This is a genomic window from Kitasatospora sp. NPDC053057 (assembly GCF_044546945.1).
Taxonomy (GTDB): Bacteria; Actinomycetota; Actinomycetes; order Streptomycetales; family Streptomycetaceae; genus Kitasatospora.
The window spans coordinates 381059-407500 of record NZ_JBITZP010000001.1 but is presented as its reverse complement, the minus strand read 5'-3'; the positions used below and the strand labels follow the sequence as shown (position 1 = coordinate 407500).

The 26442-nt window shown below is 71.9% G+C and carries 24 protein-coding genes; 9 read left to right on the top strand and 15 right to left on the bottom strand.

The annotated features are described in order from the left end of the window. Positions 1-94 precede the first annotated feature (94 nt). Both ACIG5E_RS01855 and ACIG5E_RS01850 read left to right on the top strand, forming a co-directional pair. A complete protein-coding gene (locus ACIG5E_RS01855) occupies positions 95-1579 on the top strand; it encodes an NCS2 family permease (protein WP_396530830.1) in 1485 nt (494 codons plus the stop codon). A 110-nt stretch (positions 1580-1689) separates the two neighbouring features. Next, positions 1690-2874, top strand: coding sequence for an XdhC family protein (locus ACIG5E_RS01850; RefSeq protein WP_396530829.1), 1185 nt, complete (start codon positions 1690-1692; stop codon positions 2872-2874). A gap of 62 nt (positions 2875-2936) precedes the next feature. On the opposite strand, the gene ACIG5E_RS01845 is transcribed toward ACIG5E_RS01850, so the two are convergent. From ACIG5E_RS01845 to ACIG5E_RS01785, 13 genes are all read right to left on the bottom strand, one after another. Further along, complete coding sequence (locus ACIG5E_RS01845; RefSeq protein WP_396530828.1) at positions 2937-3356, bottom strand: PIN domain nuclease; 420 nt, start codon at positions 3354-3356, stop codon at positions 2937-2939. After that, positions 3349-3546 carry a type II toxin-antitoxin system VapB family antitoxin gene (locus ACIG5E_RS01840; protein WP_396530827.1) on the bottom strand — a complete coding sequence of 66 codons (198 nt, stop codon included), beginning with the start codon at positions 3544-3546 and terminating at the stop codon, positions 3349-3351. The genes ACIG5E_RS01845 and ACIG5E_RS01840 overlap by 8 nt, the downstream gene beginning before the upstream one ends. Before the next feature lie 97 nt (positions 3547-3643). Further along, positions 3644-5380 carry an SDR family oxidoreductase gene (locus tag ACIG5E_RS01835; protein WP_396530826.1) on the bottom strand — a complete coding sequence of 579 codons (1737 nt, stop codon included), beginning with the start codon at positions 5378-5380 and terminating at the stop codon, positions 3644-3646. Continuing rightward, a complete protein-coding gene (locus ACIG5E_RS01830) occupies positions 5377-6312 on the bottom strand; it encodes a M24 family metallopeptidase (RefSeq protein WP_396530825.1) in 936 nt (311 codons plus the stop codon). Before ACIG5E_RS01830 ends, ACIG5E_RS01835 begins: the two co-directional genes overlap by 4 nt. A gap of 13 nt (positions 6313-6325) precedes the next feature. Then, complete coding sequence (locus ACIG5E_RS01825; RefSeq protein WP_396530823.1) at positions 6326-7414, bottom strand: PDR/VanB family oxidoreductase; 1089 nt, start codon at positions 7412-7414, stop codon at positions 6326-6328. A gap of 197 nt (positions 7415-7611) precedes the next feature. Further along, positions 7612-8529, bottom strand: a complete 918-nt coding sequence (locus ACIG5E_RS01820; RefSeq protein WP_396530821.1) for a metal-dependent hydrolase — start codon at positions 8527-8529, stop codon at positions 7612-7614. A gap of 233 nt (positions 8530-8762) precedes the next feature. Continuing rightward, positions 8763-9542: an IclR family transcriptional regulator gene (locus ACIG5E_RS01815; protein WP_396530819.1), complete on the bottom strand. Its 780-nt coding sequence runs from the start codon at positions 9540-9542 to the stop codon at positions 8763-8765. Between the two features lie 300 nt (positions 9543-9842). Beyond that, entirely contained in the window at positions 9843-11303 is a 1461-nt protein-coding gene (locus ACIG5E_RS01810; protein WP_396530817.1) for a catalase, read from the bottom strand. A gap of 61 nt (positions 11304-11364) precedes the next feature. Further along, complete coding sequence (gene alc, locus ACIG5E_RS01805; RefSeq protein WP_396530816.1) at positions 11365-12624, bottom strand: allantoicase; 1260 nt, start codon at positions 12622-12624, stop codon at positions 11365-11367. Positions 12625-12633: 9 nt separating this feature from the next. Then, entirely contained in the window at positions 12634-14013 is a 1380-nt protein-coding gene (gene allB, locus ACIG5E_RS01800) for an allantoinase AllB (RefSeq protein ID WP_396530815.1), read from the bottom strand. Positions 14014-14180: 167 nt separating this feature from the next. Further along, a complete protein-coding gene (locus ACIG5E_RS01795; protein WP_396530814.1) occupies positions 14181-15323 on the bottom strand; it encodes a glycerate kinase in 1143 nt (380 codons plus the stop codon). A gap of 379 nt (positions 15324-15702) precedes the next feature. Continuing rightward, on the bottom strand, positions 15703-16596 hold the full coding sequence (locus ACIG5E_RS01790; protein ID WP_396530813.1) for a 2-hydroxy-3-oxopropionate reductase: 894 nt from the start codon (positions 16594-16596) through the stop codon (positions 15703-15705). A gap of 75 nt (positions 16597-16671) precedes the next feature. Continuing rightward, positions 16672-17514 (bottom strand): TIM barrel protein, encoded by an 843-nt coding sequence (locus tag ACIG5E_RS01785; RefSeq protein WP_396531015.1) that lies wholly within the window; start codon positions 17512-17514, stop codon positions 16672-16674. 219 nt (positions 17515-17733) lie between these two features. Here ACIG5E_RS01785 and ACIG5E_RS01780 point away from each other — a divergent pair, with 219 nt between their 5' ends. The 7 genes from ACIG5E_RS01780 (at position 17734) to ACIG5E_RS01750 (ending at position 23762) form a co-directional block, all read left to right on the top strand. Further along, the gene (locus tag ACIG5E_RS01780) at positions 17734-17979 is read left to right on the top strand and encodes a thiamine-binding protein (protein WP_396531013.1); all 246 of its coding nucleotides are present in this window, start codon (positions 17734-17736) and stop codon (positions 17977-17979) included. Beyond that, positions 17976-18359, top strand: a complete 384-nt coding sequence (locus ACIG5E_RS01775; RefSeq protein ID WP_396530811.1) for a helix-turn-helix domain-containing protein — start codon at positions 17976-17978, stop codon at positions 18357-18359. Before ACIG5E_RS01780 ends, ACIG5E_RS01775 begins: the two co-directional genes overlap by 4 nt. A gap of 239 nt (positions 18360-18598) precedes the next feature. Then, positions 18599-19102, top strand: a complete 504-nt coding sequence (uraD, locus tag ACIG5E_RS01770; RefSeq protein ID WP_396530810.1) for a 2-oxo-4-hydroxy-4-carboxy-5-ureidoimidazoline decarboxylase — start codon at positions 18599-18601, stop codon at positions 19100-19102. 104 nt (positions 19103-19206) lie between these two features. Further along, on the top strand, positions 19207-19542 hold the full coding sequence (uraH, locus tag ACIG5E_RS01765; protein WP_396530809.1) for a hydroxyisourate hydrolase: 336 nt from the start codon (positions 19207-19209) through the stop codon (positions 19540-19542). A gap of 30 nt (positions 19543-19572) precedes the next feature. Beyond that, a complete protein-coding gene (gene pucL, locus ACIG5E_RS01760; protein WP_396530808.1) occupies positions 19573-20493 on the top strand; it encodes a factor-independent urate hydroxylase in 921 nt (306 codons plus the stop codon). Positions 20494-20792: 299 nt separating this feature from the next. Further along, on the top strand, positions 20793-22307 hold the full coding sequence (locus tag ACIG5E_RS01755; RefSeq protein ID WP_396530807.1) for a nucleobase:cation symporter-2 family protein: 1515 nt from the start codon (positions 20793-20795) through the stop codon (positions 22305-22307). A 69-nt stretch (positions 22308-22376) separates the two neighbouring features. Further along, positions 22377-23762: an 8-oxoguanine deaminase gene (locus ACIG5E_RS01750; protein ID WP_396530806.1), complete on the top strand. Its 1386-nt coding sequence runs from the start codon at positions 22377-22379 to the stop codon at positions 23760-23762. 295 nt (positions 23763-24057) lie between these two features. Here the strand turns inward: ACIG5E_RS01750 and ACIG5E_RS01745 are convergent, their stop codons facing one another. Both ACIG5E_RS01745 and aceB read right to left on the bottom strand, forming a co-directional pair. Further along, on the bottom strand, positions 24058-24459 hold the full coding sequence (locus ACIG5E_RS01745; protein ID WP_396530805.1) for a gamma-glutamylcyclotransferase: 402 nt from the start codon (positions 24457-24459) through the stop codon (positions 24058-24060). Between the two features lie 145 nt (positions 24460-24604). Then, the gene (aceB, locus tag ACIG5E_RS01740; protein ID WP_396530804.1) at positions 24605-26257 is read right to left on the bottom strand and encodes a malate synthase A; all 1653 of its coding nucleotides are present in this window, start codon (positions 26255-26257) and stop codon (positions 24605-24607) included. Between the last annotated feature and the right edge of the window lie 185 nt (positions 26258-26442).

Genomic DNA, 26442 nt, shown 5'->3' with positions numbered 1-26442 from the left:
CAGTGAGTCGATACCGTCCCCCTTTGCCAACTTCGTTGACTGGCAGTCAGGTCGGCTCGCCCACCCCAACCCCCATTGACACTTGGGAGTGGACATGACCAGGATCCCCACGGAGCCCGGCACCACCGAAGCAGACAGACCCACCGAGGACGAGACCCACCCCTCGCCCCCGGTTCCAGGGCCGAAGGGCGCACTCGACGCGTACTTCAAGATCTCTGCCCGCGGCTCGACCCTCGCCAACGAACTGCGTGGTGGCCTCACGACGTTCATGGCGATGGCGTACATCATCCTGCTCAACCCGCTGATCCTCAGCGGCGCGGACACCACCGGCGTCAAGCTCGACCACGCCGCACTGACCACCGCCACCGCCCTCGCGGCCGCCGTCACCACCATCCTGATGGGCCTGGTCGGCAACGTGCCGCTGGCCCTGGCCGCCGGACTCTCGGTCTCCGGCGCGGTCTCCGCGCTCGTCGTACCGCACACCACCTGGTCGCAGGCCATGGGCCTGTGCGTGATCTACGGCCTGCTGATCGTGCTGCTGGTGGTCTCCGGACTGCGCGAGAAGATCATGAACGGCATCCCGCTGCCGCTCAAACACGCGATCACCATCGGCATCGGCCTGTTCGTCACGGTCATCGGCCTCTATAAGGCCGGCTTCGTGCACACCGGCGGCCCCACCCCGCTCTCGCTCGGCCCGTTCGGCGAACTCTCCGGCTGGCCCGTCCTGATCTTCTGCCTCACCCTGCTGACGATCTTCGTGCTGATGGCGCGCGGCGTGCGCGGCGCCATCCTGATCGGCATCGCCGGCGGCACCGTGGTCGCGATCGTCGTCAACCAGCTCGCCCACGTGCCCGCCAAGGCCTGGGCGAACTCCGTCCCGGTGTGGCCCGGCAGCCCCGTCGCCGCGCCCGACTTCAGCCTGTTCGGACACGTCGACCTGTTCGGCGCCTTCGGCGGCAAGGGCATGGGCGCGATCAGCGCCTCGGTCGCGGTGTTCACCCTGGTCCTGGCCGGCTTCTTCGACGCCATGGCCACCATCATCGGCGTCGGCACCGAGGCCGGACTGGCCGACAAGCAGGGCCGGATGCCCGGCCTGTCCAAGGCCCTGTTCATCGACGGCGCCGGCGGCGCGGTCGGCGGCCTGGCGGGCGCCTCCGGCCAGACCGTCTTCGTCGAGTCCGCGACCGGCGTCGGCGACGGCGCCCGGACCGGCCTCGCCTCGACCGTCACCGGCGCCCTGTTCGCGCTGATGCTGTTCTTCTCGCCGCTGGCCGGCATCGTCCCGGTCGAGGTCGCCTCCGCCGCCCTGGTGGTGATCGGCTCGATGATGATGAGCCAGGCCCGGCACATCGACTGGTCCGACCGCGAGGTCGCCATCCCGGCCTTCCTGACCTCCGTGCTGATGCCGTTCACCTACAGCATCACGGCGGGCGTCGCCGCCGGCGTCATCTCCTACTCGGTGATCAAGGCCGGGCAGGGCAAGTGGCGCGAGCCCGGGCTGCTGATGTGGATCCTCACCGCGGTGTTCGTCGTGTACTTCGCACTCAGCCCGATCAAGTCCTGGCTCGGCGTGCACTAGCCGGTCCTTTCGGCGTCACCGCCCCTTTGGCACCACCGCCGCCGTACGGGATCGTTTCCCGTACGGCGGCGTCTCCCGCTACTGTCGAAACCGTGTAAGGAGCCTCCGACATGCAGGACATCGCCGAGCAGTTGCAGGCCTGGCACGCGTCCGGGCGCTCCTTCGCCGTGGCCACCGTGGTCGGCGTCTCCGGCAGCGCCCCGCGCGACCCGGGCGCGGCCCTGGCCGTCGACGCCACCGGCGAGGCGGTCGGCAGCGTCTCCGGCGGGTGCGTCGAGGGTGCGGTGTACGAGCTCTGCCAGGCCGCCGTCGAATCCGGCGAACCGGTGCTGGAGCGCTTCGGCTACAGCGACGAGGACGCCTTCGCGGTCGGCCTGACCTGCGGCGGGATCCTCGACGTGTTCGTCCAGCCGGTCGTCCCGGGGGCCGACCCCGGAATGGACGCCGGCCTCGCCCGCATCGCCGACGGCACGCCCGTCGCCCTCGCCCGGGTGATCGCCGGACCAGCCGGAATGCTCGGCGCCACCATCGCCGTCACCGCCACCGGACAGCACGGGGCGCTCTCCGTCGGACCGTCCACGGTGGGCGCCCTGGAGCGCTCCGTCGTCGCGGAGGCCCGGGCCATGCTGGACGCCGGACGCACCGGGCGGATCGTGCTCGGCCTCGACGGGCGGCCCTGCGACGAACACGAGCAGGGCACGGTCACCTGCTTCGTCGAGTCCTACGTGCCCGCGCCGCGGATGCTGGTCTTCGGCGCCATCGACTTCGCCGCCGCCGTGGTGCGGATCGGCAAGTTCCTCGGCTACCACGTCACCGTCTGCGACGCCCGGCCCGTCTTCGCCACCACCCGGCGCTTCCCCGAGGCCGACGAGGTGGTCGTCGACTGGCCGCACCGCTACCTGGACTCCCAGCTCGGCCGGATCGACGGACGCACCGTGCTGTGCGTGCTCACCCACGACGCCAAGTTCGACGTCCCGCTGCTGGAACGCGCCCTGCGGCTGCCGGTCGGCTACGTCGGCGCGATGGGCTCCCGGCGCACCCACCGCGACCGGCTGGCCAAGCTGCGCGAAGCCGGGCTCACGGACACCGAACTCGCCCGGCTGCGCTCCCCCATCGGCCTGGACCTCGGCTCCCGCACCCCGGAGGAGACCGCCGTCTCGGTCGCCGCCGAGATCATCGCCCACCGGCGCGGCGGCAGCTGCCTGCCGCTGAGCGCCGGGGACGGACCGATCCACCACGACGTGGCGGCGACCGCGGAGGAGCCGCAGACCGCACGGCGGACCCACGCGGCCTGAGGCGACACAGCCGGTGACGGGCCTGCGCCGACTGATCAGTCGGCGCAGGCCCGATGAGTTGCTCAGTCCGCCGTCGTCCCCTGCGGAACGACCCACGCGGTCGGCTGGCCGGTGACGGCGGCGATCATGTCGTAGTCGCCGTCGTAGTGCAGGACGGTGGCACCGTGGCGCTCGGCGGTGGCGGCGATGACGAGGTCCGCCACGGACAGCGCCCGCCAGTTGCCGGCGGCGGTGAGGAGTGCCTGTACCTCAATTGCCCGGTCCCACACCTCATCAGGTGTGGGCAGCCAGCCGAAGCCACGCAGGCCGTCTCGGATTCGGTCGGCATCGACCTTGGACCGGGCGCTGTACATGATCTCCAGCTCGACAGCGCCGCAGATCGCGAGCCGCCCTTGACTGAACAACCTATCGATGACCTCCCCGACCGCGGGCTTGGGGTAGCGAGCGAAGGCGGATTTGTCGATGAGGAAGCGCTCACTCACCTTTGTCCACCGGTCCAGTCAGGTCAGGCAGCCCGCCATCCGCCAGCCACGCAAGGAACTCCTTGCCCTTACGGCGCTTCACCGCGTCTTCGAGGGCGGCATTGACGGTGGCGACCTTGGTCGTGGTGCCGAAGATTTCGGCGGCCTCGGCCAGGAGTTCGTCGTTGACGTCTATCACGGTGCGAGCCATGGCCGGCCTCCTGAAGGTCTATGGGCCTGCGATATCAGACTCAACTCTAATCGATATCGCAGGCCTGAACCGGGCCGATCGGGTGACATCCACCCGATCAGGTGACGTTGAGGCGGGCGGCGAGGCGGAGGAGGCCGGGGCTGAGACGGGAGAGGAGGCGGGCGGCCTTGGCCTCGGGGGTGACCGGGACGACGGGCTTGCCAGTGCGGACGGCGGTGAGGATGGCGGTGGCGACCTTCTCCGGCGGGAAACCGCGGCGAGCGTAGAGCTTGGCGGCGCGGGCCTGCTTGGCGGACTGCTCGGCGGCGGTGCTGGCGGAGAAGGTGGAGGTGCGGGTGATGTTGGTGTTGACGATGCCCGGGCAGATGGTGGAGACGCCGATGCCGTGGGCGACGAACTCGGCGCGCAGGCAGTCGGAGAGCATGAAGACGGCGGCCTTGCTGGTGGCGTAGGCGGTGAGCGCCTTCGAGGGGAGGTAGGCGGCGGCCGAGGAGACGTTGACGATGTGGCCGCCCTGGCCGCGGTCGGCCATCAGGGTGCCGAAGGCGCGGCAGCCGTGGATCACGCCCCAGAGGTTGACGTCCAGGACGCGCTGCCACTCCTTCTCGGTGGTCTGCAGGAAGGTCCCGGAGTGGCCGATGCCGGCGTTGTTGACCATCACGTCCGGCACGCCGTGCGCGGCGGCGACGCTCTGGGCGAAGGCGTCCATCTCGGCGCCGTCGGAGACGTCCACCCGGTAGGCGTGCGCCTTCGGGCCGATCAGCGAGGCGAGTTCGGCGGTGCGCTCGGCGGCCGCGAGGTCGAGGTCGCAGACCACCACCCTGGCGCCGTCCTCGGCGAAGGCGAGCGCGGTGGCCCGTCCGATGCCGCTGCCGCCGCCGGTGACGACGACCAGGCGGCCGTCGCCGTCGGTCTCCCGGGACCGGCCCGCCTCGATCCGGGCGGTGAACTCACGGACCATGCCGGCCACGGTGGCTCCCTTCTCCAGCAGCGCCGACCAGTGGCCGGCGTGCAGCGTGCGTCGGGTCAGATCGGGCACCCAGCGCTCCAGGCCCTCGGAGAGGTAGGTGCCGACGTAGCGGTCCCGGGTGAGGGTGATCAGCTGGACCGGGACCTCGGTCGGCCGCTCGCGCGGACTGCCCATCGTGGGGCGGAAGTTGGCTCGGTACAGCTCGATGCCGCGGACCGCGTCGCGGCGCAGGGTGCGCTGCGGGTGGTCGGCGCGCGGGGTGACGTGCTCCAGGTCGCGCAGCACCCGCGGCCAGGCCCGGGCGAGGCCGAGGCGCCAGGCGGCCGGGGCGAGGTAGGGCAGGTGGAAGGCGGTGATGTACCAGGAGTGCAGGCCCTGGTGGAGCAGTTGCTTGAGGTGGCGCGGGGTGGGGCGGCGCAGCCGGTGGCGCAGCCAGTGGCCCATGTGGTCCAGGCTGGGGCCGGACAGGGTGGTGTAGGAGGCGATCCGGTGCCGGGCTTCGGGGGCGGTGACGGCCTCCCAGGACTGGATCGAGCCCCAGTCGTGGGCGACCAGGTGCACCGGGCGGTCGGGGCTGACGGCTTCGGCGACGGCGAACAGGTCGTCGGCGAGCCGCTCCAGGCGGTAGCCGTCGCGGTCCGCCGGGGCGGCCGATTCGCCGGCGCCGCGCACGTCGTAGCGGACCACGTGGTGGTCGCGGGCGAGGTCGGCGGCGATGTCGTCCCAGACGGTGTGGGTGTCCGGGTAGCCGTGCACCAGGAGGACGGTGGGGGCCTGCGGGTCGCCCTGCTCGAAGACGGCGAGCGGGAGGCCGTCGGAGTGGACGGTCCGGCGGCGGACCGGGGGCGTCGGCAGGGTCGTCATCGGGTGGCCTCCAGGGCGGTCGGCTTGTCGCTCGGCTCGGTGCTCGGCTCGTTGGTCCGCTCGTCGGTCGGCTCGTCGGTCGGCTCGTCGGTCGCGGTGGTCCAGCGGCGGACGTGCGGGAGGTCGTCGTCGAGCCAGTAGGCGTCGTCCTCGGTCACCATCAGCAGCTCCTCGAACTTGATGCCCACGCCGCGAAATCCGATGTGCGGCTCGACCGCCCACAGGCCGGGGGTGGGGGCGTGCCGGGACGACCGCCCGTCCGCCCACAGCGGTGAACGGCCGTGCAGGCGCTCGGAGATCAGCTCACGACCGAGCGTCTGCAGGGTGCGCACGCCGAAGCCGAAGACGTTCACCCCGGCCGGGCCGCGCACGGTGGTGCGGGTGACCTGGTGGCCGATCACCCGGCCCGGGTAGACCTGGTGGCGGTTGTCGTAGCCGTGCGCGGCGATCTGCGCGTCCACCGCCGCGTACACCTCGTCGAGCGGCCTGCGGGCGCGCACCTCGGCGAGGATCAGCTCGCGGTAGACCTTGAGGTCGGCGGCCAGGCGGTCCCACACCCGGTTCTCGCCGATCTTGCCGCCGTAGCCGATGTCGGCGGTGTAGCCGTCCACGACGGGCGCGCAGTCCAGCACGTACGGCATGCCCTCCTCCAGTCGGCGGTTGCCGGCGAAGAACTGCAGCGGGGTGTGGAAGTGCCGGAAGGCCGTGCGGTCGCCGAACCAGGCGAAGGGGACGTGGAAGAAGTCCTGCACCCCGGCGGCGACCAGGCGGCGGCGCAGCTCGGCGGTGGTCTGCCGCTCGGTGACGCCCGGTTCGATCCAGGCGGCGACCTGTTCGGCGCAGTGGTAGGCGAGTTGCTGGGTCTCGCGGAAGCGGGCGAGGTCGCGCTCGGTGTAGGAGAAGGTCGGCATCGCATTCGCCGTCGGGGGCATCGGGGGGCTCCTTCTAGACGTCGAGCACGAGGGTCTCACCCTCGGCGGCGCGGGAGACGCAGGGCAGCAGGGCGCCGGCGGCGCGCTGCTCGGGGGTGAGGCGGCGGTCCCGGTGGTCGGGCCGGCCGGCGAGCAGGCGCACCTCGCAGGTGCCGCAGAAGCCCTGGTGGCACGAGTACGGGAGGTCCGGGCGGGCCTCGCGCAGCACGTCCAGGGCGGAGCGGTCGGCGGGGACGTCCAGGGTCGGACCGTCGGTGCCGAGCCGGACGGCGAAGGGCTCGCCGTCGGTGATCGGGGCGGCACCGAAGCGTTCGAAGTGCAGGGCGGCGGCGGGGGATCCGTCCAGGGCCCGCTGGACGGCGGCGAGCATCGGGGCGGGGCCGCAGCAGTAGACGGCGGCGCCGCGCGGGGCGTGGGCGAGCAGCTCGGCACCGGTGGGGACGCCGCCGTGCTCGTCGTCGGTGCGAAGCACGACGCGGTGCGGGTCGAGGGCGCGCAGCTCGTCCGCGTACGGGAGGGTGTCGGCGCTGCGGCCGACGTGGACCAGGCGCCAGTCAAGGCCGTGGCGCTGCGCCTCGCGGGCCATCGGGAGGAGTGGGGTAATGCCGATGCCGCCGGCGAGCAGGAGGACGGCGGGCTCGGCGCAGAAGGCGAAGCCGTTGCGCGGGCGGCGGGCGGTGAGGCGGGCGCCCGGGTGCAGGGTGTCGTGGACCTCGACGGATCCGCCGCCGCCCTCGGGCAGCCGCCGGACGGCGATCCGGTAGCGGTGGCGGTCGGCGGGGTCGCCGCTGAGCGAGTAGTGGCGCTCGCGGCCGGAGGGCAGGGCGAAGCGCAGGTGGGCGCCGGGCTGCCAGGGCGGCAGCGGGCCGCCGGAGGGGTCGGCGAAGGTCAATTCGATGACGTCGGCGGCGAGTTGGCGACGGGCGGCGACGACCAGCTGCAGCGGCGGGGTGGGGCGGCTGTGGGGGCGGCGCGGGTTGCGGCGCAGCAGGGGGCCGCCGAGGGCCGGGGAGTAGCGGTCGCCGAAGGCGGTGAGCCGGCGGATGAAGGTGTCGGCGCGGGGGCGGCCGTAGAGGTCGGGGGGTGGGGCGAACAGGTCCATCCGGCGGGGTCCTTGGCGTGGGAGAGGGGGCGGGCGGCGGCTGGCGGGCGGGCGGCGGCTGGCGGGTTTCAGGCTTCGGATTTCAGATGTCAGATTTCAGCGAACAGATAACGTCATCTGAAATCTGTTCACTGAAAGCTGTTCGCTGAAGTCCGTTCGCTGAAAGCTGTTCGCTGAAATCTGTCAGCCGTCAGTTGTCAGCCGTGCGCGGCCGCCGCGCGGGCGGCCGGGGAGGTGGCGAGATAGCCCAGCGCCTGGCTGGAGGACCCTTCCTGGGTCGGGTGGTAGCCCGGCCGCAGGTAGCGCAGCCCGGAGCGGATGGAGCGGACCGGGTCGGGCAGCAGTCCGCGCTTGGCGATCCGGCCCGCCTCCCGCCAGGTCGGCTTGAGCCGCCCCTCCAGCGTCGGGTCGGCGGCGAGCAGGAAGCGGGCGCCGCGCACCCAGAGGTGCACCAGCAGCGGCCCGGACAGTGCCATCCCGCGGACCCGGCGCAGGTAGCCCGGGTCCAGGTGGACCATCAGGTCGAAGGCGACGCTGCGGTGCTCGACCTCCTCGGCGCCGTGCCAGCGCAGCAGGTCCAGCATCGTCGGGTCGGCCTTGGCCCGGTCCAGGCCCGGGGAGTTGAGCGCCCAGTTGCCGAGGAAGGCGGTGAAGTGCTCGATCGCCGCGACGAAGGCGACCCGCTCGATGATGTTCTCGCGCCGCTGGGCCGGCGTCAGCCCGGGCTTGTCGCCCAGGACGCGCTGGAAGAGCCAGGAGACCTGCCGGACGTACGGGCGCGGGTCGAGCCCCTGGCCGAGCAGGTGGTCGAGCACCTCCTGGTGGGCCTCGGCGTGGATGGCCTCCTGCCCGACGAAGCCGAGCACCTCCTCGCGCAGCTGCTCGTCCCGGATGAGCGGCAGCGCCTCCTTGAACACCTTGACGAACCAGCGCTCGCCCTCGGGCAGCAGCAGGTGGAGCACGTTGATCACGTGGGTGGCCATCGGCTCGTCCGGGATCCAGTGCAGCGGCAGCCGGGCCCAGTCGAAGCGGACGTCCCGGGGCTCCAGGACGAGGCTCTCGTGGACGCGCACGGCGGGGGCGGCGAGGGCGGGGACGGGGGTGGGGCGGGGCATGGCAGGCCCTCCTGACCTGGCGGCGGCGGCTCGACTCCGGGAAACGTACTCGCCGGTAGCGACCGCGACAAGGGTTTGGACAACTCTTATCGACATCGAGTCTAATAAGTGCTGCCCGGAGGAGGGCCCCGGAAACACTCCCCCGGAAAACACCCGGGCCCCGCCGGACGCGACACGTCCGGCGGGGCCCGTCGGGGGCGGCCTCGGCCTCGGAACCCTCGGGCTCGACGCCCTCAGACCGCCATCGCCAGCATCAGCGGCGCCGCCCGGGCCGCCAGCAGCTCGGCGGCGGCCTTCAGCTTGTGGATGTTGTCCACCGGCATCGATGTGGCCAGGCAGCCGACCGTGCTGCCCGCCGTGATCGGCACCGCCGCGCAGACCGTGCCGAGCGCGTACTCCTGGATGTCCAGCACCGGCACCGTGGCGGGCTGCCGCTCCAGCCGGTGCATCAGCTGGTCGGCGTCGGTGACCGTACGGGAGGTGAGCCGGGCGACCGGGTGCCGGGAGAGGTGGTCCCGCCGGCCGTCCGCGTCGAGCTGGCTGAGCAGGCACTTGCCGATCGCGCTGGCGTGCGCGGTGGCGCGGAAGTCCACCCACTCCTGCACGGCGGGCGCGTAGTCGGCCGCCGAGACCGCCTCGACCGTCAACTCCCCGTCGTGGTAACGGCTGAAGTACACCGCGGCACCCAACTCGTCCCGGAGTTCGGCGAGTTTGCGGTTCAGCCGGGCCTTGACGAGCTGTTCCCGGTTGTGCTGCCCGAGCAGGGCGAAGGTGCCGCCGAGCACCCAACCGCCGTCCTGGCACTGGAGATAGCCCTCGATCTCGAGGATCTCCGCGAGCCGCCGGACGGTCGGCAGACCCAGCGAGGTCTCCCGCGCGAGGGCGACCAGAGTGGTCCCGTCGGGGTGCCGGTCGACGGCCTCCAGCAGTCTGAGGGCGTGCTGCAGGGAGGTGAACGGGCCCGCCAGGCCCTGGTCCAGCGCGGCGTGACGACCCGGGGCTGGTGTCGACATGTCGTCCCCTTCCGATGTCCCCCCACGGAGCGACCGCGGGCAGTCTCCAGCCTATCCACCCCGGGGCTCGGTCGACTGCCGTCCGTAAATATCCGTGAACATTCCGTGGAGCAACGGCCGGTCGCCTGGTAGAAGGGGCGCACCGACCCGCGCGCCCGCGCCGGCCGGTGCGCCCCGAACGCCCGACGGGCCCCTCCCCCACTGCCCAGGGGGGAGAGGCCCGTCGTACGGCCGCCGGGATGCGGGCCCCGGCGGCCGTGAGGGTGCGGACAGGTAGTCCGGCGGATGGGCTTCGAAGCGTCAGCCCTCGTCGCCCGCACGGAGCTTGGCGACAGCGGCCTCAAGCCGGGCGCCGTACTCCTCGTCGGCGGCGTGGAAGTGGGCGAGGTTCTTCTCGACCACGTCGTCCCGGGTGACCTGCGACAGGAAGCCCGCGATGTTGTTGATCAGGCGGGTCCGCTCGCCCTCCGACATCAGCCGGTAGAGCTCGCCGGCCTGGAAGAAGTCGTCGTCCTTGGTGTGGGCCGGCGTGGTGTAGGTGCCGGTGTGGCCGTCGAGCTTGAGCGGCGCGGCGAGCGCGTCGTCGGTCTGGGCCGGGCCGTCGTACGAGTTGGGCTCGTAGTTCTTGCCGCGGCCGGCCGCGTTGAGCGCGTTGTAGCCGTCGCGCCCGTAGTTGCTGGCCTCGGTGGCGCGCGGGGCGTTCACCGGCAGCTGGGTGTGGTTGACGCCGAGGCGGTAGCGCTGGGCGTCGGCGTAGGCGAACAGGCGGCCCTGGAGCATCTTGTCCGGGGACGGGCCGATGCCGGGCACGAAGTTGTTCGGCGAGAACGCGGACTGCTCGACGTCGGCGAAGACGTTCTCCGGGTTCCGGTTGAGCACCAGGCGGCCGACCTTGACCAGCGGGTAGTCGGCGTGCGGCCACACCTTGGTGAGGTCGAAGGGGTTGAAGCGGTAGTCCGCGGCCTCGGCGACCGGCATCAGCTGGACGTAAAGGGTCCAGGACGGGAACACCCCGCGCTCGATGGCCTGGTGGAGGTCGCGCTGGTGCGAGTCGGCGTCGGCGCCGAGCACCTCGGCGGCCTGGTCGCCGTCCAGGCTGCGGATGCCCTGGTTGGTCTTGAAGTGGTACTTCACCCAGTAGGCCTCGCCCTCGGCGTTGACCCACTGGTAGGTGTGCGAGCCGTAGCCGTTCATGTGGCGGTAGGAGGCCGGGATGCCGCGGTCGCCGAACAGCCAGGTGATCTGGTGGGTCGAGGCCGGCGAGTGGGCCCAGAAGTCCCAGACGTTGTCCGCCTCCTGCACGCCGGTGTACGGGTCGCGCTTCTGCGAGTGGATGAAGTCGGGGAACTTGATCGGGTCCTTGATGAAGAACACCGGGGTGTTGTTGCCGACGAGGTCGTAGTTGCCGTCCTCGGTGTAGAACTTCAGCGCGAAGCCGCGCGGGTCGCGCACCGCGTCGCTGGCGCCCAGGTTGCCGGCCACGGTGGAGAAGCGCAGGAAGACCTCGGTGCGCTTGCCGACCTCGGACAGGAAGGCCGCCCGGGTGTACTTCGACACCTCGTCGGTGACCTCGAAGTAGCCGTACGCGCCGGAGCCGCGGGCGTGCACGACGCGCTCCGGGATGCGCTCGCGGTTGAACCGGGCGAGCTTCTCCAGCAGGTGCTGGTCCTGGAGCAGCAGCGGGCCGTACTCGCCGGCCGAGGCCGAGTTCTGGTTGTCGGCGACCGGGGCGCCGGACTCCGTGGTCAGGATCTTGGACATGGAGGGTCCTTCAGGTGTCGATAAGGCGGTGCGTGGAGAGGTGGAGCGGGCGCGCGGGGTGTCAGAGGCCCAGCAGGCGCCACAGCGCCGAGCGGCGGCGGGCGGAGTGCTCGCCGTCCGGGCCGTCGGCCGGCTGGAGGCCTGCCACGGCGGCGGTGGCCGCGGCCGGGTCCGCCAGCGGGCGGGCGGCGGCCAGCGCGGCGGCCTCCTCGGAGGTCAGACCGGCGTCGGCGAGGGCGGCCGCGGCCTCGGCGGCCGGGATCGCGTTGAACCAGCGCAGCGCGAGGGCCGCGCGGCCGGCCTCGGTGAGACGGCCGGTGAGTCGGAGGCGGGCGAGCCCGCCGTCCGGGTAGACGTTGATCCGCACGTGGGTCACCGGGCGGCCGACGTCCAGCCGGAAGCGGTGCCGGGTGTCGGGCTGCAGGCGGGTGCGGGGCAGGATCTCGAACCATTCGCCGTCGCCCGGGTCCTGCCCGGTCGAGGCGTCGAAGCCGATCAGGTCGGCCCAGCCGGGGGCGTTGGCGACGAAGTGGGTGGTGTCCACCTCGGCGGCCAGGACCTCGCCGCCCCCGGCCAGGGCGATCTGCACCCAGTCGTTGGCCTTGTCGCGCCGACGCCGGGTCTCCCAGCCCTCGCCCATGACGGAGGCGCGACCGGGAGCGTTCAGGTTGTGCGGGGAGGAGAAGTAGCGGTCGGACGCCGCCTCAGCCACGCCGCCGTACTCCTGGGCGGCCAGGTCGAAGGTGAGGCCGTCCAGTTCGCGCGGGTCGGGCAGCACCTCGCCGTGCACCCGCAGCCGGGCGACGCCGCCGTCCGGGAAGATGCTGAGCCGCACGTGGGTGTAGCGGGCGTCGTCCTGGACGGCGAACTCGTGCGCGGTGTCGCCCCGGAGCGGGGTGCGCGGCACGATGACGGTCCACTCGGCGTCCTGCAGTTCCGCGGGCGAGGGGTGCCCGGGGACGGAGGCGGCCTCGACCGAGGCGCTCTCCGGGTAGTTGCCGGTGAAGTGGGCGGTGTCGACGATCACGCCGCGGATCACGCCGCCGACGCCGAGCCGCACGATCGTCCAGTCGTGGTCCTGGTCGGTGGGGTGCGGCTGCTCGGCGGAGACGCCGCGGCGGCGCTTGGACTCCCAGCCGTCCATGATCTGGCCCTTGTGGCCGAAGGTGTGCGGGCGGAACTCGGCCGGCTTGGCCACCAGCAGGTTCTCGGCGTCCGCGAAGGTGTCCTCATTGGTGGCGACGACGCCCGCGCCGAGCAGTCGGGAGGCCAGGTTGACCAGCTCGGTGAAGGGAGCGCTCGGGGTGTCGGCTGTGGTCACTGACTCTCCTCAGAAGGCGGTGTCGGTAAGGGAGTTGGCCGGCCGGGTGAGCTGCCGACCGAAGGGCTCGGCGCCGGTGTCCACCGCGCGGCCGCGCAGCCAGGTGGTCCGGACGGCGCCGGTCAACGTCCGTCCCGCGTACGGGGTCACCGGGTTGCGGTGGTGCAACTCACCGGCGTGGACGGCGAATTCGCCGTCGGGGTCGAAGGCGACCAGGTCGGCGTCGCAGCCCGCCGCGATGGCGCCCTTGGTGCCGGTGAGGCCGACCAGTTCGGCCGGTCCGGCGGACATCCAGCGCACCACGTCGGCCAGGGTGTGGCCGCGACGGCGGGCCTCGGTCCAGATGGCCGGCAGGCCCAGCTGCAGCGAGGCGATGCCGCCCCAGGCGGCCGCGAAGTCGCCGCTGCCGCCGTACTCGGGCAGCAGCTTGAGGTCGGGGGTGGACGGCGAGTGGTCGGAGACGACGGCGATGAACTCGCCGTTCGCCAGGGCCTCCCAGAGCGCGTCCCGGTTGGCCTCGTCGCGGATCGGTGGACAGCACTTGAAGGCGGTGTCGCCGTCCGGCACCTGCTCGGCCGCGAGGGTGAGGTAGTGCGGGCAGGTCTCCGCGGTCACCCGCACGCCGTCCTCGCGCGCCTGGCGCAGCAGCGGCAGCACGGCCGCCGAGGAGACGTGCAGGATGTGCACCCGGGCGCCGGTGCGCCGGGCCGTGTGCAGCAGGTGGGCGACCGCCGCGGTCTCCGCGCCGGAGGGGCGGGAGGCCAGGAAGTCCCGGTAGTGGACGCCGGGTTGCTGCGGTGCGGCGGCCAGCACGGCCGGGTCCTCGGCGTGGATGATCGCCAGTGCCCCGATCCGGGCCTGCTCGGCCAGGGCGGCCTCCAGGTCGGCGGCCTCGACGTGCGGGAACTCGTCGACGCCGGACGGGGCGAGGAAGCTCTTGAAGCCGAACACGCCTGCCCGGTGCAGGGGTTCGAGGTCGGCGACGTTGCCGGGGACGGCCCCGCCCCAGAAGCCGAGGTCGACCCAGGCCTGGCCCTCGGCGGTCTTCCGCTTGACGGCCAGCCCGTCGACCGTGGTGGTGGGCGGGATCGAGTTGAGCGGCATGTCGATGATCGTGGTGACGCCGCCGGCCGCGGCGGCCCGGGTGGCGGTGGCGAAGCCCTCCCACTCGGTGCGGCCCGGCTCGTTGACGTGCACGTGGGTGTCGACCAGGCCGGGCAGCAGGGCGGTGTCGCCGAGGTCGACCAGCTCGCTGTCACCGACCACCAGCGATCCGTGGGCGGCGACCTGCTCGATCCTCCCGTCCCGGATCAGCACGTCCGCGGGGCGCTCACCGGCGGGCAGCACGGCCCGGCGGGAGCGGATCACCGCTGGCTGGCTGAACGACATGGGGACCTCCGAAACCTGGAACTGGGGGATGGGGGTAGGCAGGGGCACACCGGGCCACGCGGCCTGGGGAGGCGCTCGCGGGGTGGTCGGAGTGGGAGGGAAGCGAAGGATTGCCGGGAGCCTAGGCCCGCCTTCAACAAAACGTCAATGGAGGAACGTACGAGGGATCAGACCGGCAGAAGCGCTTCGGCCAGCCGCTCCCCCGCCACCTCGGCCAGCTCACCGGCCCTGGTCATGCTGTCCCCCGGCTGCTCGGCCAGGTCGGTGAGCGCGATCGCGGCGGTGAAGCCGGCCGCCCGCCACTCGGGCTCGGACAGCTCCAGCCGACCCGCCACGGCGGCCACCCGAACCCCCGCCCGAGCAGCCGCCGCGGCGACTCCGGCGGGGGCCTTGCCGTGGAGCGTCTGCGCGTCCAGGCAGCCCTCGCCGGTGACGACGAGGCGTGCCCCACGCACGGCCTCGTCGAAACCCAGCAGTTCGAGCAGCAGCTCGATACCGGGTCGCATGGTGGCGCCGAGCAGGGCGAGGGCGGCGAAGCCCACCCCGCCCGCGGCCCCGGCGCCGGGGGCCTGCCGCACGTCGCGTCCGGTCACTGCGGCGACCTGGTCGGCGAGGCGGGTCAGCCCCTCCTCCAGGACCACCAGGTCGTCCCCGTCGGCGCCCTTCTGCGGGCCGTACACGGCGGTGGCGCCGCGCGGACCGAGCAGCGGGTTGTCCACGTCGCAGGCGACCACGACCTCGACGCCGGTCAGCAGCTCGGCCAGCGGGCCGAGCTCGATCCGTTCCAGCCGGCGCAACGCGGCGCCGCCGGGTGGCAGTTCGACGTCGTCGGCGTCCCGCAGCCGGACCCCGAGCGCCTGCACCATGCCTGCGCCGCCGTCCGTGCAGGCACTGCCGCCGAGGCCCAGCACGATCCGCTTGGCGCCCATGGACACCGCCCGGCCGATCAGCTGGCCGACGCCGTAGGAGCCGGCCGCGAGCGGGGCGGTCCGGCCGCCGGGCAGCCGGGCGAGCCCGGAGGCCTGGGCCAGCTCGACCACGGCGGTGTCGCCGCGGACGGCGAGCGCGGCGTCCACCGGCAGGCCGGTCGGGCCGGCCACCTTGGCCGGGACGCGGTCGAAGCCGGCCGCGAGCGCCGCGGCCAGGGTGCCCTCGCCGCCGTCGGCGACGGGCAGTTCGCGCACCTCGGTGCCGGGCGCGGCGCGCCGGATGCCGGCGGCGATCCGGGCGGCGACCTCGGCGCCTTCGAGGGTGCCCTTGAACTTGTCCGGCGCTACGACCACATGACCCTGGTGGGGGGTGGGGGGCATCGGTGGTCCTCACTTCCGTACGGGGTCTGGCGGTTGTTCGACAAGCATGTGTCCGGTGGCCCGGGGAACGCGACCCCGCCCGGGTGGTCCGGCCCGGACCGTGGGAGGTGGTGCGACCCCCTCCCCGCCGTTCCCCTCGTCCCGCTTCCGACGTACGAGGGGCTCCCCTCGGCGGGGAGGGGGCCAGGCGACACGCAGCGGGCACGACCGAAGTGCCCCCAGGGACTGGTGTGCGCGTCACCGGCTTGGGTCGACCGGCGGGCGGGCGGATGAGCCCCTGCCCGCGCGCCGGTCGGGTCTGGCCTCCTGGCGGCGCGGGCACGACCGGATCAGGTACACGCCACCAGGAGGAGTCTGTCGGGGCGCGGGGCCCCTTCGGTCACTTGACCTCGCGGCCGGAGAGCCGCTCGACGCCACGCAGGAGCGCCGAGTGGTCGAGCGAGCCGTCGCCGTTGGCCCGGGCGGAGGCGACCAGCTGGGCCACCACGGCGCCGACCGGCAGCGCGGCGCCCACGGCGCGGGCGGCGTCGGTGACGATGCCCATGTCCTTGTGGTGCAGATCGATCCGGAAGCCGGGGGCGAACTCGCGGTTCAGCATGTTCGCCTTCTTGCGGTTGAGCACGGTGGAGCCGGCCAGGCCGCCGCCGAGCACGTCCAGCGCGGCGGCGAGGTCGACGCCGGCGTTCTCCAGGAACACCACGGCCTCGGCGAGCACCTGGATGTTGACCGCGACGATCAGCTGGTTGGCGGCCTTGACGGTCTGGCCGGCGCCGTCCGGGCCGACGTGGACGACCGTGGTGCCCAGCGCGTCGAACAGCGGCTTGGCCTCGGCAAAGTCCGCCGCCTCACCGCCGACCATGATCGACAGCACCGCCTCGATCGCGCCGGCCTCGCCGCCGGAGACCGGGGCGTCCAGGGTGCGCACGCCCTTCTCGCGGGCGGCCTTGCCGACCTTGATGGAGGTCTGCGGGGTGATCGAGGACATGTCGATCACCAGGGTGCCCGCGCCGACGTTCTCCAGGACGCCGCCCTCGCCGAGGATGACCGCCTCGACGTGCGGGTCGGCCGGGACCATGGTGATGACGACCTCGGCGTCCTTCACCGCGTCGGCGATGCTGGCGGCGCCGTGGCCGCCGGCCGCGATCACGGTGTCGATCGAGGCCTGGGAGAGGTCGAAGCCGGTCACGTGGTGGCCGGCCTTGACCAGGTTGACGGCCATGGGCTTGCCCATGATGCCGAGGCCGACGAAGGCAATCTTGCGGGAGGCGCTCATCGCGTCGGGTTCCTTACGTGTGCGGGTGGGAGGGGTGGCTTTCCGGCGGATGGTCCGGACGCCGCGTCGCCGGGGCTACCGGGCCGCGCGCAGCTCGCGCGGCAGCCAACCGAAGCTGTCGGCGCTGACGCCGGTGGAGGGGCGGTACTCCAGGCCGATCGAGCCCGTGTAGCCCGCGGCGCTGAGCCGGGCGAACAGGTCCTCGAAGTCCAGCTCGCCGGTGCCGGGCTCGTTGCGGCCCGGGTTGTCGGCGATCTGCACGTGGCCGATCCGGTCGGCGTAGGTGTCGATCACCGCCGCCAGGTCCTCGCCGTTCCTGGCCAGGTGGTACAGGTCGCAGAGGAACTTGGCGTTCCCCAGCCCGGTGGCGGCGTTGACCTTGTCGACCACGTCGACCGCGGCGGCCGCGGAGACCAGCGGGTACTCCGGCGACTCGGCCTTGTTGAGGGCCTCGATCAGCAGGATCGCGCCGATCCCGTGCGCCGCCTCGGCCGCGAGCACCAGGTGCTCCAGCGCGAGCGCGTCCTGCTCGGCCGGATCGACGCCCTCGACCCGGTTGCCGTACAGCGCGTTGAGCGCGGTGGCGCCGAGCGAGGCGGCGAGATCCGCGGCGACCGGGAGGTTGGCACGGAACCGGTCCCGCTCGGACGGGACCGAGACGGTGCCCCTGGCGCCCTGGCTCAGGTCGTCCAGGAAGTTGAGGCCGGTGAGCCGGACGCCCGCGTCGCCGAAGGCCTTGCGGAGCGCCTCCAGTTCGGCCTGGCTCGGGTTGTGCTCGGCACCGAAGGGCCACCAGAGTTCGGCAGCCGTGAAGCCGGCCGCGGCCGCGGCCGCGGGGCGCTCCAGCAGCGGGAGTTCGCCGAACAGGATCGACAGGTTGACCGTGAAGCCGTGCTTGGCAGCCGCCGTCACGTCCATCACCTCTCACTCTCTCTTCCTTCATCCGCAACTTCCACGATCCGGAAGAGGGATTCTGTGTGGTGGAAGCATCTCCGGCTCGGCGAGCGAGTGTCAAGGCTGCCGCAACATTTTGTTGAAGTAGCCCGGAGGTGCCCGCCACCAGCGCACGCGACTGTTCGATCACCCAGCCCCTGCCCCCGCCCACCCCCCGCTCGATACAGTGAGCACGTGCGATTGATGGTGGAGTTCACGACAGAACCGTTCGAACTGGACACGTTCCCGGAGCACGCCGCGGCGGCCCGCAAGGTCGTCGACGAGGCCGGCCTGGACGTGTCGGTCGGCCCCTTCGGGACCGGCGCCGAGGGCGAGGCCGAGGAGGTCCTCGCCGCGGTGACCCGACTGCTCCGGGAGACCCTGGACGCCGGGGCGACCCGGATCTCGGTCCAGGTCAGCCTGCTGAGCGAGGAGGGCGGTACGCCGTGACCGAGCAGCACGTGGAACACCCGCTGGCCGCGGCGGTCAAGCCGCTGCTGGCCGCGGTCGGCGCGACGCCCGTCCCGCTGGACGAGGCGAAGGCCGAGGACGTCGTCCTGGAGTGGGAGGGCACCCCGGCCCTGGCCGTCCGGCTGCCGCACCTGAGCAGTGCGCTGGACCGGCTGCTGGCCGAGATGACCCGACAGTTCGACGGCCGCCCGCTGGCCGAGCTGGACCGCTGGGAGAAGCAGCGGGTCGTCGCCCTCCTGGAGGAGCGCGGCGCCTTCACCGTCCGCCACGGGGTCGAGACGGTCGCCTCGGCCCTGGGCGTCAGCCGCTTCACCGTGTACAACTACCTGAACCGCCAGGACGGCTCGAAGTCCTCCTGAGCCGGCCCCGGGGACAGCCCCGGGGACAGCCGTGGGCGGTCCGCCGAGCGAGTGACCCCGCCGGTGCCGAGAAGTCTGGATCGGCCCCCGGCGGGGCACACTTGGCGAATCGCACACGAAAGGGCCCCGCACCGGGGGCCGGTTCAAAACGTAACCACCAACCGTTCAACAAACTGTTGACGGCTGGGTGGGGCCGATCTAGCTTTTCCGGGTGGCACCACTCTTCAGGAGGTCCACCCGTGACCAACCACCCCCACGCCCTTGACGCCCTGGCCGCGACCGATGCCGCGGAGCTGGAAGAGATCCTGCTGGAGGTATGCTCCAGCCCCCGTTGGGCCGCCGCCGTCGCGGAGGCCAAGCCCTGGTCCAGCCGGGAGGCCCTGCTCGCCGCCAACGCGGCGGCGATGGCCGGACTGACCGTCGCCGACCTGCGCGACGCGATGGCCGGACACGCCCGGATCGGACAGCCCAAGGCGGGCGACTCCACCTCCGAGCGCGAACAGGCCGGCATCCAGGGCGTGGACCAAGCGGTCCTCGACGAACTGCACGAGGCCAACGCCGCCTACGAGGCCAAGTTCGGCCACGTGTTCCTGATCTGCGCGACCGGCCGCACCGCGGCCACCATGCTCGCCGCCCTGCGCGAGCGCCACCCCAACGACCCCGCCACCGAGGCGGAGATCGTCCGGGGCGAGCTGCGCAAGATCAACGACATCCGGCTCAACCGCCTCCTCGACGCTTCCTGACGTACCGTCAAGAATGCTTCTTGGGCGGCCGTGCGCCGCCTGTGCGTCACCCGCTTGTGAATTGACGTGACATCACCTCTGCCATCAGTAAGGTCACTTCACCCATGACTGGCATCTCCACCCACGTGCTCGACACCAGCCTCGGCCGCCCGGCCGAGGGTGTCCCGGTCGAGCTCGCACTGCACACCGAGGGTGGCTGGCAGGTGCTCGGCACCTCCGCCACGGACTCCGACGGCCGGGTCAAGGACCTGCCGGCCGTGGAGGCGGGCTCGGTCGTCCGGCTGTTCTTCGACACCGCCGCGTACTACGCGCGCAAGTCCGAGGAGCCGCCGTTCTTCCCCGAGGTCTCGATCGTCTTCACGGTCGCGCCCGCGCAGCACCACTACCACGTGCCGCTGCTGCTGAACCCGTTCGGATACTCGGTCTACCGCGGAAGCTAGTAGACCGACCTTGAAGCTTAGGAGCCTGTCATGGCCCACGTGCTCGGTCAGAACCAGTACGGCAAGGCGGAGAACCGCATCGTCCGGGTCTACCGCGACTCCACCCGGCACGAGATCAAGGACCTGAACGTCTCGGTCTCCCTCCAGGGCGAGTTCGAGGACGTCCACCTCACCGGGTCCAACGCCAACTGCCTCCCCACCGACACCACCAAGAACACCGTCTACGCCTTCGCCAAGGAGTACGGCATCGACTCGGCCGAGGCCTTCGGCATCCTGCTGGCCCGGCACTTCGTCGACGACACCGAGCGCGGCGTCGTGCACAGCGCCCGGATCCGGATCGAGGAGTACGCCTGGGACCGGATCAAGACGCCGGACAGCTCGGCCCGCTTCATCGGCTCGGAGGAGGTCGGCCACTCCTTCGTCCGCAACGGCCAGGAGACCCGCACCACCGAGGTCGTCTACGACGGCGAGAAGGTCCAGGTCATCTCCGGCCTGAAGGACCTCGTCGTGATGAACTCCACCAACTCGGAGTTCTGGGGCTACATCAAGGACAAGTACACCACCCTGCAGGAGGCGTACGACCGCATCCTCGCCACCCAGGTCACCGCCCGCTGGAAGTACGGCTACAGCGGCCGCGACGGCGAGGCCCAGCCCAACTGGAACCGCTCCTACACCCACGTGAAGCGGCACATGCTCGAGGCGTTCGCCGAGACCTACTCCTACTCGCTGCAGCAGACCCTGCACTCGATGGGCACCCGGGTCCTCAACAACCGCGCCGAGGTCGACGAGGTACGCCTCGAACTGCCCAACAAGCACCACTTCCTGGTCGACCTGGAGCCCTTCGGGCTCAAGAACGAGAACGAGGTCTACTACGCCGCGGACCGCATGTACGGCCTGATCGAGGGCACCGTGCACCGCGAGGGCGTCGTGCCGGTCATCCCGGTCGTCTGACCTCCCCCACGGCGCCACCCCGCTCCAACCCGCTCCAACCGCTCAGCCCACGGACTCCGTCCGGAGTCGCCGCACCTCCGGCCCGCACGGGCCGGTCGAGTCCGGGCGGACCGCACCACCCGCACCACCCGTACCACCTGTTTCTCCACCCCACCAACCGGAGTTCGTGTCTGCCTCGCGGCGGCCGGCCCGGGGCACTGGAGAAGCGCCCCGAGGGATCCTTGCTCCGCCGTCCCGCCCTCGGGGGGTCTCCAGCGCCACGGGCGCGCCGGGAGCCACTGGCACAAGAGGGGCTCGACATGGCACCCAGCAACACCAGCAGTAACGACGGCGGTTCCACCCCAGCAAGAATCCCAGGCCCGGACGGCGCCTCAACCCGCCTCCCCGGCAAGCCGTCCGGGTCCGGAAGCCGATCCGGTACCCACCCCGGTATCCACCCCGTGGACGAGGTGCTGCCCCCGGTGAAGCTGTTCTCCACCGGACTCCAACACGTCGCCGCGATGTACGCGGGGGTCGTCGCACCCCCGCTCATCGTCGGCGCCGGCGTCGGACTCTCCGCCGCCGACCTCGCCCTGCTCATCTCGGCCAGCCTGTTCACCGCCGGACTGGCCACCCTGCTCCAGACCCTCGGCATCTGGAAGATCGGCGCGCGACTGCCGTTCGTGAACGGCGTGTCGTTCGCGGGCGTCGCGCCCATGATCGCCATCGCCAAAGGCTCTATCGAAAGAACAGGGGGACCGAAGGACGCCCTCCCGGTGATCTTCGGAGCGGTGATCGTCGCGGGGGCCCTGTGCTTCCTCGCGGCACCGTACTTCTGCAAGCTCATCCGGTTCTTCCCCCCGGTCGTCCAGGGCACCGTGATCACCCTCATCGGGGTGTCCCTGCTCCCGGTGGCGGTGAACTGGGCGCGCGGCGGCTCGCCGGGCGCCCCCGGGTACGGCTCCATGCGGGCCATCGGCCTCGCCGCGATCACCCTCGCCGCGGTGGTGCTCTGCAACCGGCTGCTGCGCGGCTTCTGGCAGCAGCTGTCCCTGCTCATCGGCTTGGCGTTCGGCACCCTGATCGCCTTCCCGCTGGGGCTGGCCGACTTCGGCGCGGTCCAGGACGCGAAAGTCTTCGCGCTCCCCTCCCTGTTCCACTTCGGCGCGCCCGCGTTCGACGCCGCCGCGATCGTCTCGATGTGCATCGTCATGGTGGTCTCGATGACCGAGTCCACCGCCGACATGCTCGCCCTCGGCAAGATCGTCGAGCGCGAGGCCGACGAACCCACGCTCGCCGCCGGCCTGCGGGCCGACGGACTGGCCACCGCGCTCAGCCCCGTCTTCAACGGCTTCGCCGCCAGCGCCTTCGCCCAGAACATCGGACTGGTGGCGCTGACGAAGATCCGCAGCCGGTTCGTGGTCGCGGCCGGCGGAGGCATCCTGATCCTGCTCGGGCTCTTCCCGGTGCTCGGTTCGGTCGTCTCCCTCGTGCCGCAGCCCGTCCTCGGCGGCGCCGGGATCGTGCTCTTCGGCACGGTCGCGGCGAGCGGGATCCGCACCCTCGCGGAGGCCGGCATGGAGTCCAGCGCCAACACCATCCTGGTGTCGGTCTCGCTCGGTGTCGGCATCGTCCCGATCGCCGTGCCGAACTTCTACGACCCCTTCCCGGAGGCCGTCCGGACCCTGATGCACTCGGGGATCTCGGCCGGTTGCGTGATGGCCGTCCTGCTCAACCTGCTCTTCCACCACGTCGGGGCCGCCCGCCGGTCAGGATCGGAATCCAGATCCGGCCAGGCCTCCGGCGCGACGGTGCCGACGGCGACACCGTCCTGACCGGTCCGGGCAGGGGCGTGCACCATGAGGTGCGCGCCCCTCCTGGCCCTCCCCCATAGGAGTGACACCATGGCAGTCCAGCCCCCACCCGCCGACCAGCGGATCGTGATCGAGAACGTCGCGATCGCCACCGTCGACGCCGCCGACACCGAGTACGCCTGCGGCCACGTGGTCATCCTCGGCAACCGGATCGAGTCGGTCGGGGACGGCCCCGCCCCGAACTGGCTGGACAACGTGGTGCGCCGGATCAACGGCGAGGGCCACCTGATCACCCCGGGCCTGGTCAACACCCACCACCACTTCTACCAGTGGATCACCCGCGGCCTCGCCCAGGACAACATCCTGTTCGACTGGCTGGTCGCGCTCTACCCGACCTGGGCCCGGATCGACGAGAAGCTCGTCCACGCCGCCAGCCAGGGATCGGCCGCCGCCCTGCTCAAGTCCGGCTGCACCACCGCCTCGGACCACCACTACGTCTTCCCCAAGGACGGCGGCGACGTCCTCGGCGCCTCGATCGAGGCCGTCCAGGAGCTCGGCCTGCGCTTCACCGCGCTGCGCGGCTCGATGGACCGCAGCAAGAAGGACGGCGGGCTGCCGCCGGACCACGCCGTCGAGGAGCTCGACGACATCCTGGCCGCCTCCGAGGCCGCCGTGGACCGCTACCACGACTCCTCGTTCGGCTCGATGCTGCACGTGGCGATCGCGCCCTGTTCGCCGTTCTCGGTCTCCACCGACCTGCTCCGCCAGTCCGCCGAACTCGCCCGCCGCAAGGGCGTCCGGCTGCACACCCACGGCTCGGAGACGGCCGAGGAGGAGCAGTTCTGCAAGGAGCTGTTCGGCATGGGGCCGACGGACTACTTCGAGTCGGTGGGCTGGCTCGGCGAGGACGTCTGGATGGCGCACTGCGTCCACATGAACGACTCCGACATCGCCAAGTTCGCCGAGACGGGTACGGGCGTGGCGCACTGCCCGTCCTCCAACGCCCGCCTGGCCGCCGGGATCGCCCGGGTGCCCGACATGCTCAAGGCCGGGGTACCGGTCGGGCTCGGCGTCGACGGCACCGCCTCCAACGAGTCCGGCGAGCTGGGCACCGAACTGCGCAACGCGCTGCTGATCAACCGCCTGCACGGCTCCCCGACCGCACTGACCGGGCGCCAGGCGCTGCGGCTGGGCACCATGGGCGGGGCCCGGGTGCTGGGGCGGCAGAACGAGATCGGCTCGATCGAGGCCGGCAAGCTGGCCGACCTGGCGCTGTGGAAGATCGACGGCGTCATGCACTCGTCGATCGCCGACCCGGTCGCGGCCCTCACCTTCGGCGCACTGCCGCCGCTGGCGGTGCTGTTCGTCAACGGCAACGCGGTGGTGGAGAAGGGCGAGCTGACCACCGTCAACGAGGACCGGATCGCCCGGGCCTGCGCCCGCGCCGCCAAGGAGCTCGCCTCCCGGCCGGTGTGAGTCCGTCCGACACCAAGGAGCTCCGGGGCGCCCAGGGACGGTGCGTGACCCGGACTCCGTACGCCCGGCAGGGTGTACGGACCGCGGCCCCGAACCCACGGCGAGGGTTCGGGGCCGCGGCGTGCGTGCGGACGGGCTCGGCGGTCAGACTCCGGCGGCGAACGGAATTCAGCGAACGGAAGTCAACGGACAGAGTTCAACGAACAGACTTCAGCGAACGGATGACAACTTTCATCATCTGTTCGCTGAAGTCTGTTCTCAGGTATCCGTTCGCCGTTCGCCGGTCCCCCGACCGTCAGGCCGTGCGCCCCAGCGTCGCCAGGTAGGCGCGCCAGCCACCGTGGTGGGTGATCTCGCGGTGCACGCCGCGCTCGACCTCGCCCCGGGCGAGCAGCATGGACAGGCACGGGGAGCCGTCCTCCAGCTTGATCACGCCGAGCTCCAGCTCCCGGGGCTCGCCGGGCAGGATGACGTCCCGCAGGCGCTCCAGGCTGATGTCGTACAGCTCGCCCTCGATCGCGCTGTCGACGGCCGGGTCGGCCAGCAGCCCCGGGCAGACGTCCGTCCCGCCGCTGTGGTCGATGGAGAAGAAGCGGTAACCGGGTGCGGTGCGGACCGGGCCGATCAGGGCGTCGGCGACCTTGCCGTGGAACGGTCCGCCGGCCATCGCCTGGCCGTTGAAGAAGATGCGCGCCATCAGTGAACTCCTCACACAGAAAAGACCGTTCCGTACGGCGACGAGAGGACAGGTGGATTCGTCGCCGTACGGAACGGAGCAAAGGGCGGCGGAACTGCTACGGCCCGGCAGGCGGCAGCGGTGGCGCCGGTGGATAGATTGGTGCTCAGCCCAGCAGGGGAAGCGCGGGGAGGGTCAGGAAGTCCGCGAACTCCTCGGCCAGGGCGACCTGTTCGAAGAGCTGGGCGGCCTCGCGCCAGCGGCCGGCCTCGTAGGCCTCGGCGCCCGACTCGGCACGGAGCTCGGCCAGTTCGGTGGCGACCAGGGTGCGGACCAGCTCGGCGGTGGCCTTCTCCCCGGTGTCGGACAGCACGACCCCGTTGTGGATCCACTGCCAGATCTGCGAGCGCGAGATCTCGGCGGTGGCGGCGTCCTCCATCATGTTGAAGATGCCGACCGCCCCGAGCCCGCGCAGCCACGCCTCGATGTAGCGGATGCCGACCTGGACGGCGTTGTGCAGCCCGGCGTGGGTGCAGGTGCCCCCGGCGCCCGCGATGTCGAGCAGTTCGGCGGCGGTGACCGGCTCGGCCGGGCCGGGGTTGTCCTTCTGGTTGGGCCGCTCGCCGAGCACCGCGTCGAAGGAGGCCCGGGCGACCGGGACGAGGTCCGGGTGGGCGACCCAGGAGCCGTCGAAGCCGTTGCCGGCCTCGCGGTCCTTGTCCGCCTTGACCTTCTCCAGCGCGGCGGCGTTGACCTCCGGGTCCTTGCGGCTGGGGATGAACGCCGCCATGCCGCCGATCGCGTGGGCGCCGCGCTTGTGGCAGGTCTGCACCAGCAGCCGGGTGTAGGCGGCCATGAAGGGCGAGGCCATGGTGACGCTGTTGCGGTCCGGCAGGATGTAGTGCTCGCCGGCGTCGCGGAAGTTCTTGACGATCGAGAACAGGTAGTCCCAGCGCCCGGCGTTGAGACCGGCCGCGTGGTCGCGCAGCTCGTAGAGGATCTCGTCCATCTCGAAGGCCGCGGTGATGGTCTCGATCAGCACGGTGGCCCGGACGGTGCCGTGCGGGATGCCGAGTTCGGCCTGGGCGTGGGTGAAGACGTCGTTCCAGAGCCGGGCCTCAAGGTGGCTCTCGGTCTTCGGCAGGTAGAAGTAGGGGCCGGAGTTGGGATCCTCGGCGCCCTTGGCGAGCAGCCGGGCGGCGTTGTGGAAGAAGTACAGGCCGAAGTCGACGAACGCGCCCGCCACCGGGACGCCGTCGACCAGCAGGTGGTTCTCGTCCAGGTGCCAGCCGCGCGGGCGGACCACGACGGTGGCGAGTTCGGCGGCGGGCTTGAGGGTGTAGGCCTTGCCGGCCGAGCTGGTGAAGTCGATCCGGCCCTCGAAGGCGTCGATCAGGTTGACCTGGCCGCTGACCACGTTCTCCCAGGTCGGGGAGGTGGCGTCCTCGAAGTCGGCGAGCCAGATCCGGGCCCCGGAGTTGAGCGCGTTGATGACCATCTTGCGGTCGGTGGGGCCGGTGATCTCGACCCGGCGGTCCTGGAGCGCGCGCGGCGCCTCGGCGACCTTCCAGTCCCCGGCCCGGACGCCGGCGGTCTCGGGGAGGAAGTCCAGCGTGCCGGTGCGCGCGATCTCGGCGCGTCGGGTCTTCCGCCTGGCCAGGAGCTCCTGCCGACGGCCCTCGAAGGCGCGATGGAGGCCGACGACGAAGGCGACCGCCTCCGGAGTGAGCACCTCCTCCGCCCGATGGACGCGCGGACCGGCGACAGTGACGACCGGAGCGGCGGGGGAGGCGCCGACGGGCCCCTGATCTGCAGCCATGAGCAGGACACTCCTAAGACGGTTGAGCCTGGCGAAGGGAGTTCCGGTGGGAACTTCCTCGGGAACTTCCTCGATCGTTACCCGCCTGTCGGCGAGTTCGATTCTGTAAGGTGGAGACTAGTTTCCGCGATACAGAATTTCAACGGTTTGTTGAAGAGGTCGCCGGGACTCTACTCCTCCCCGAC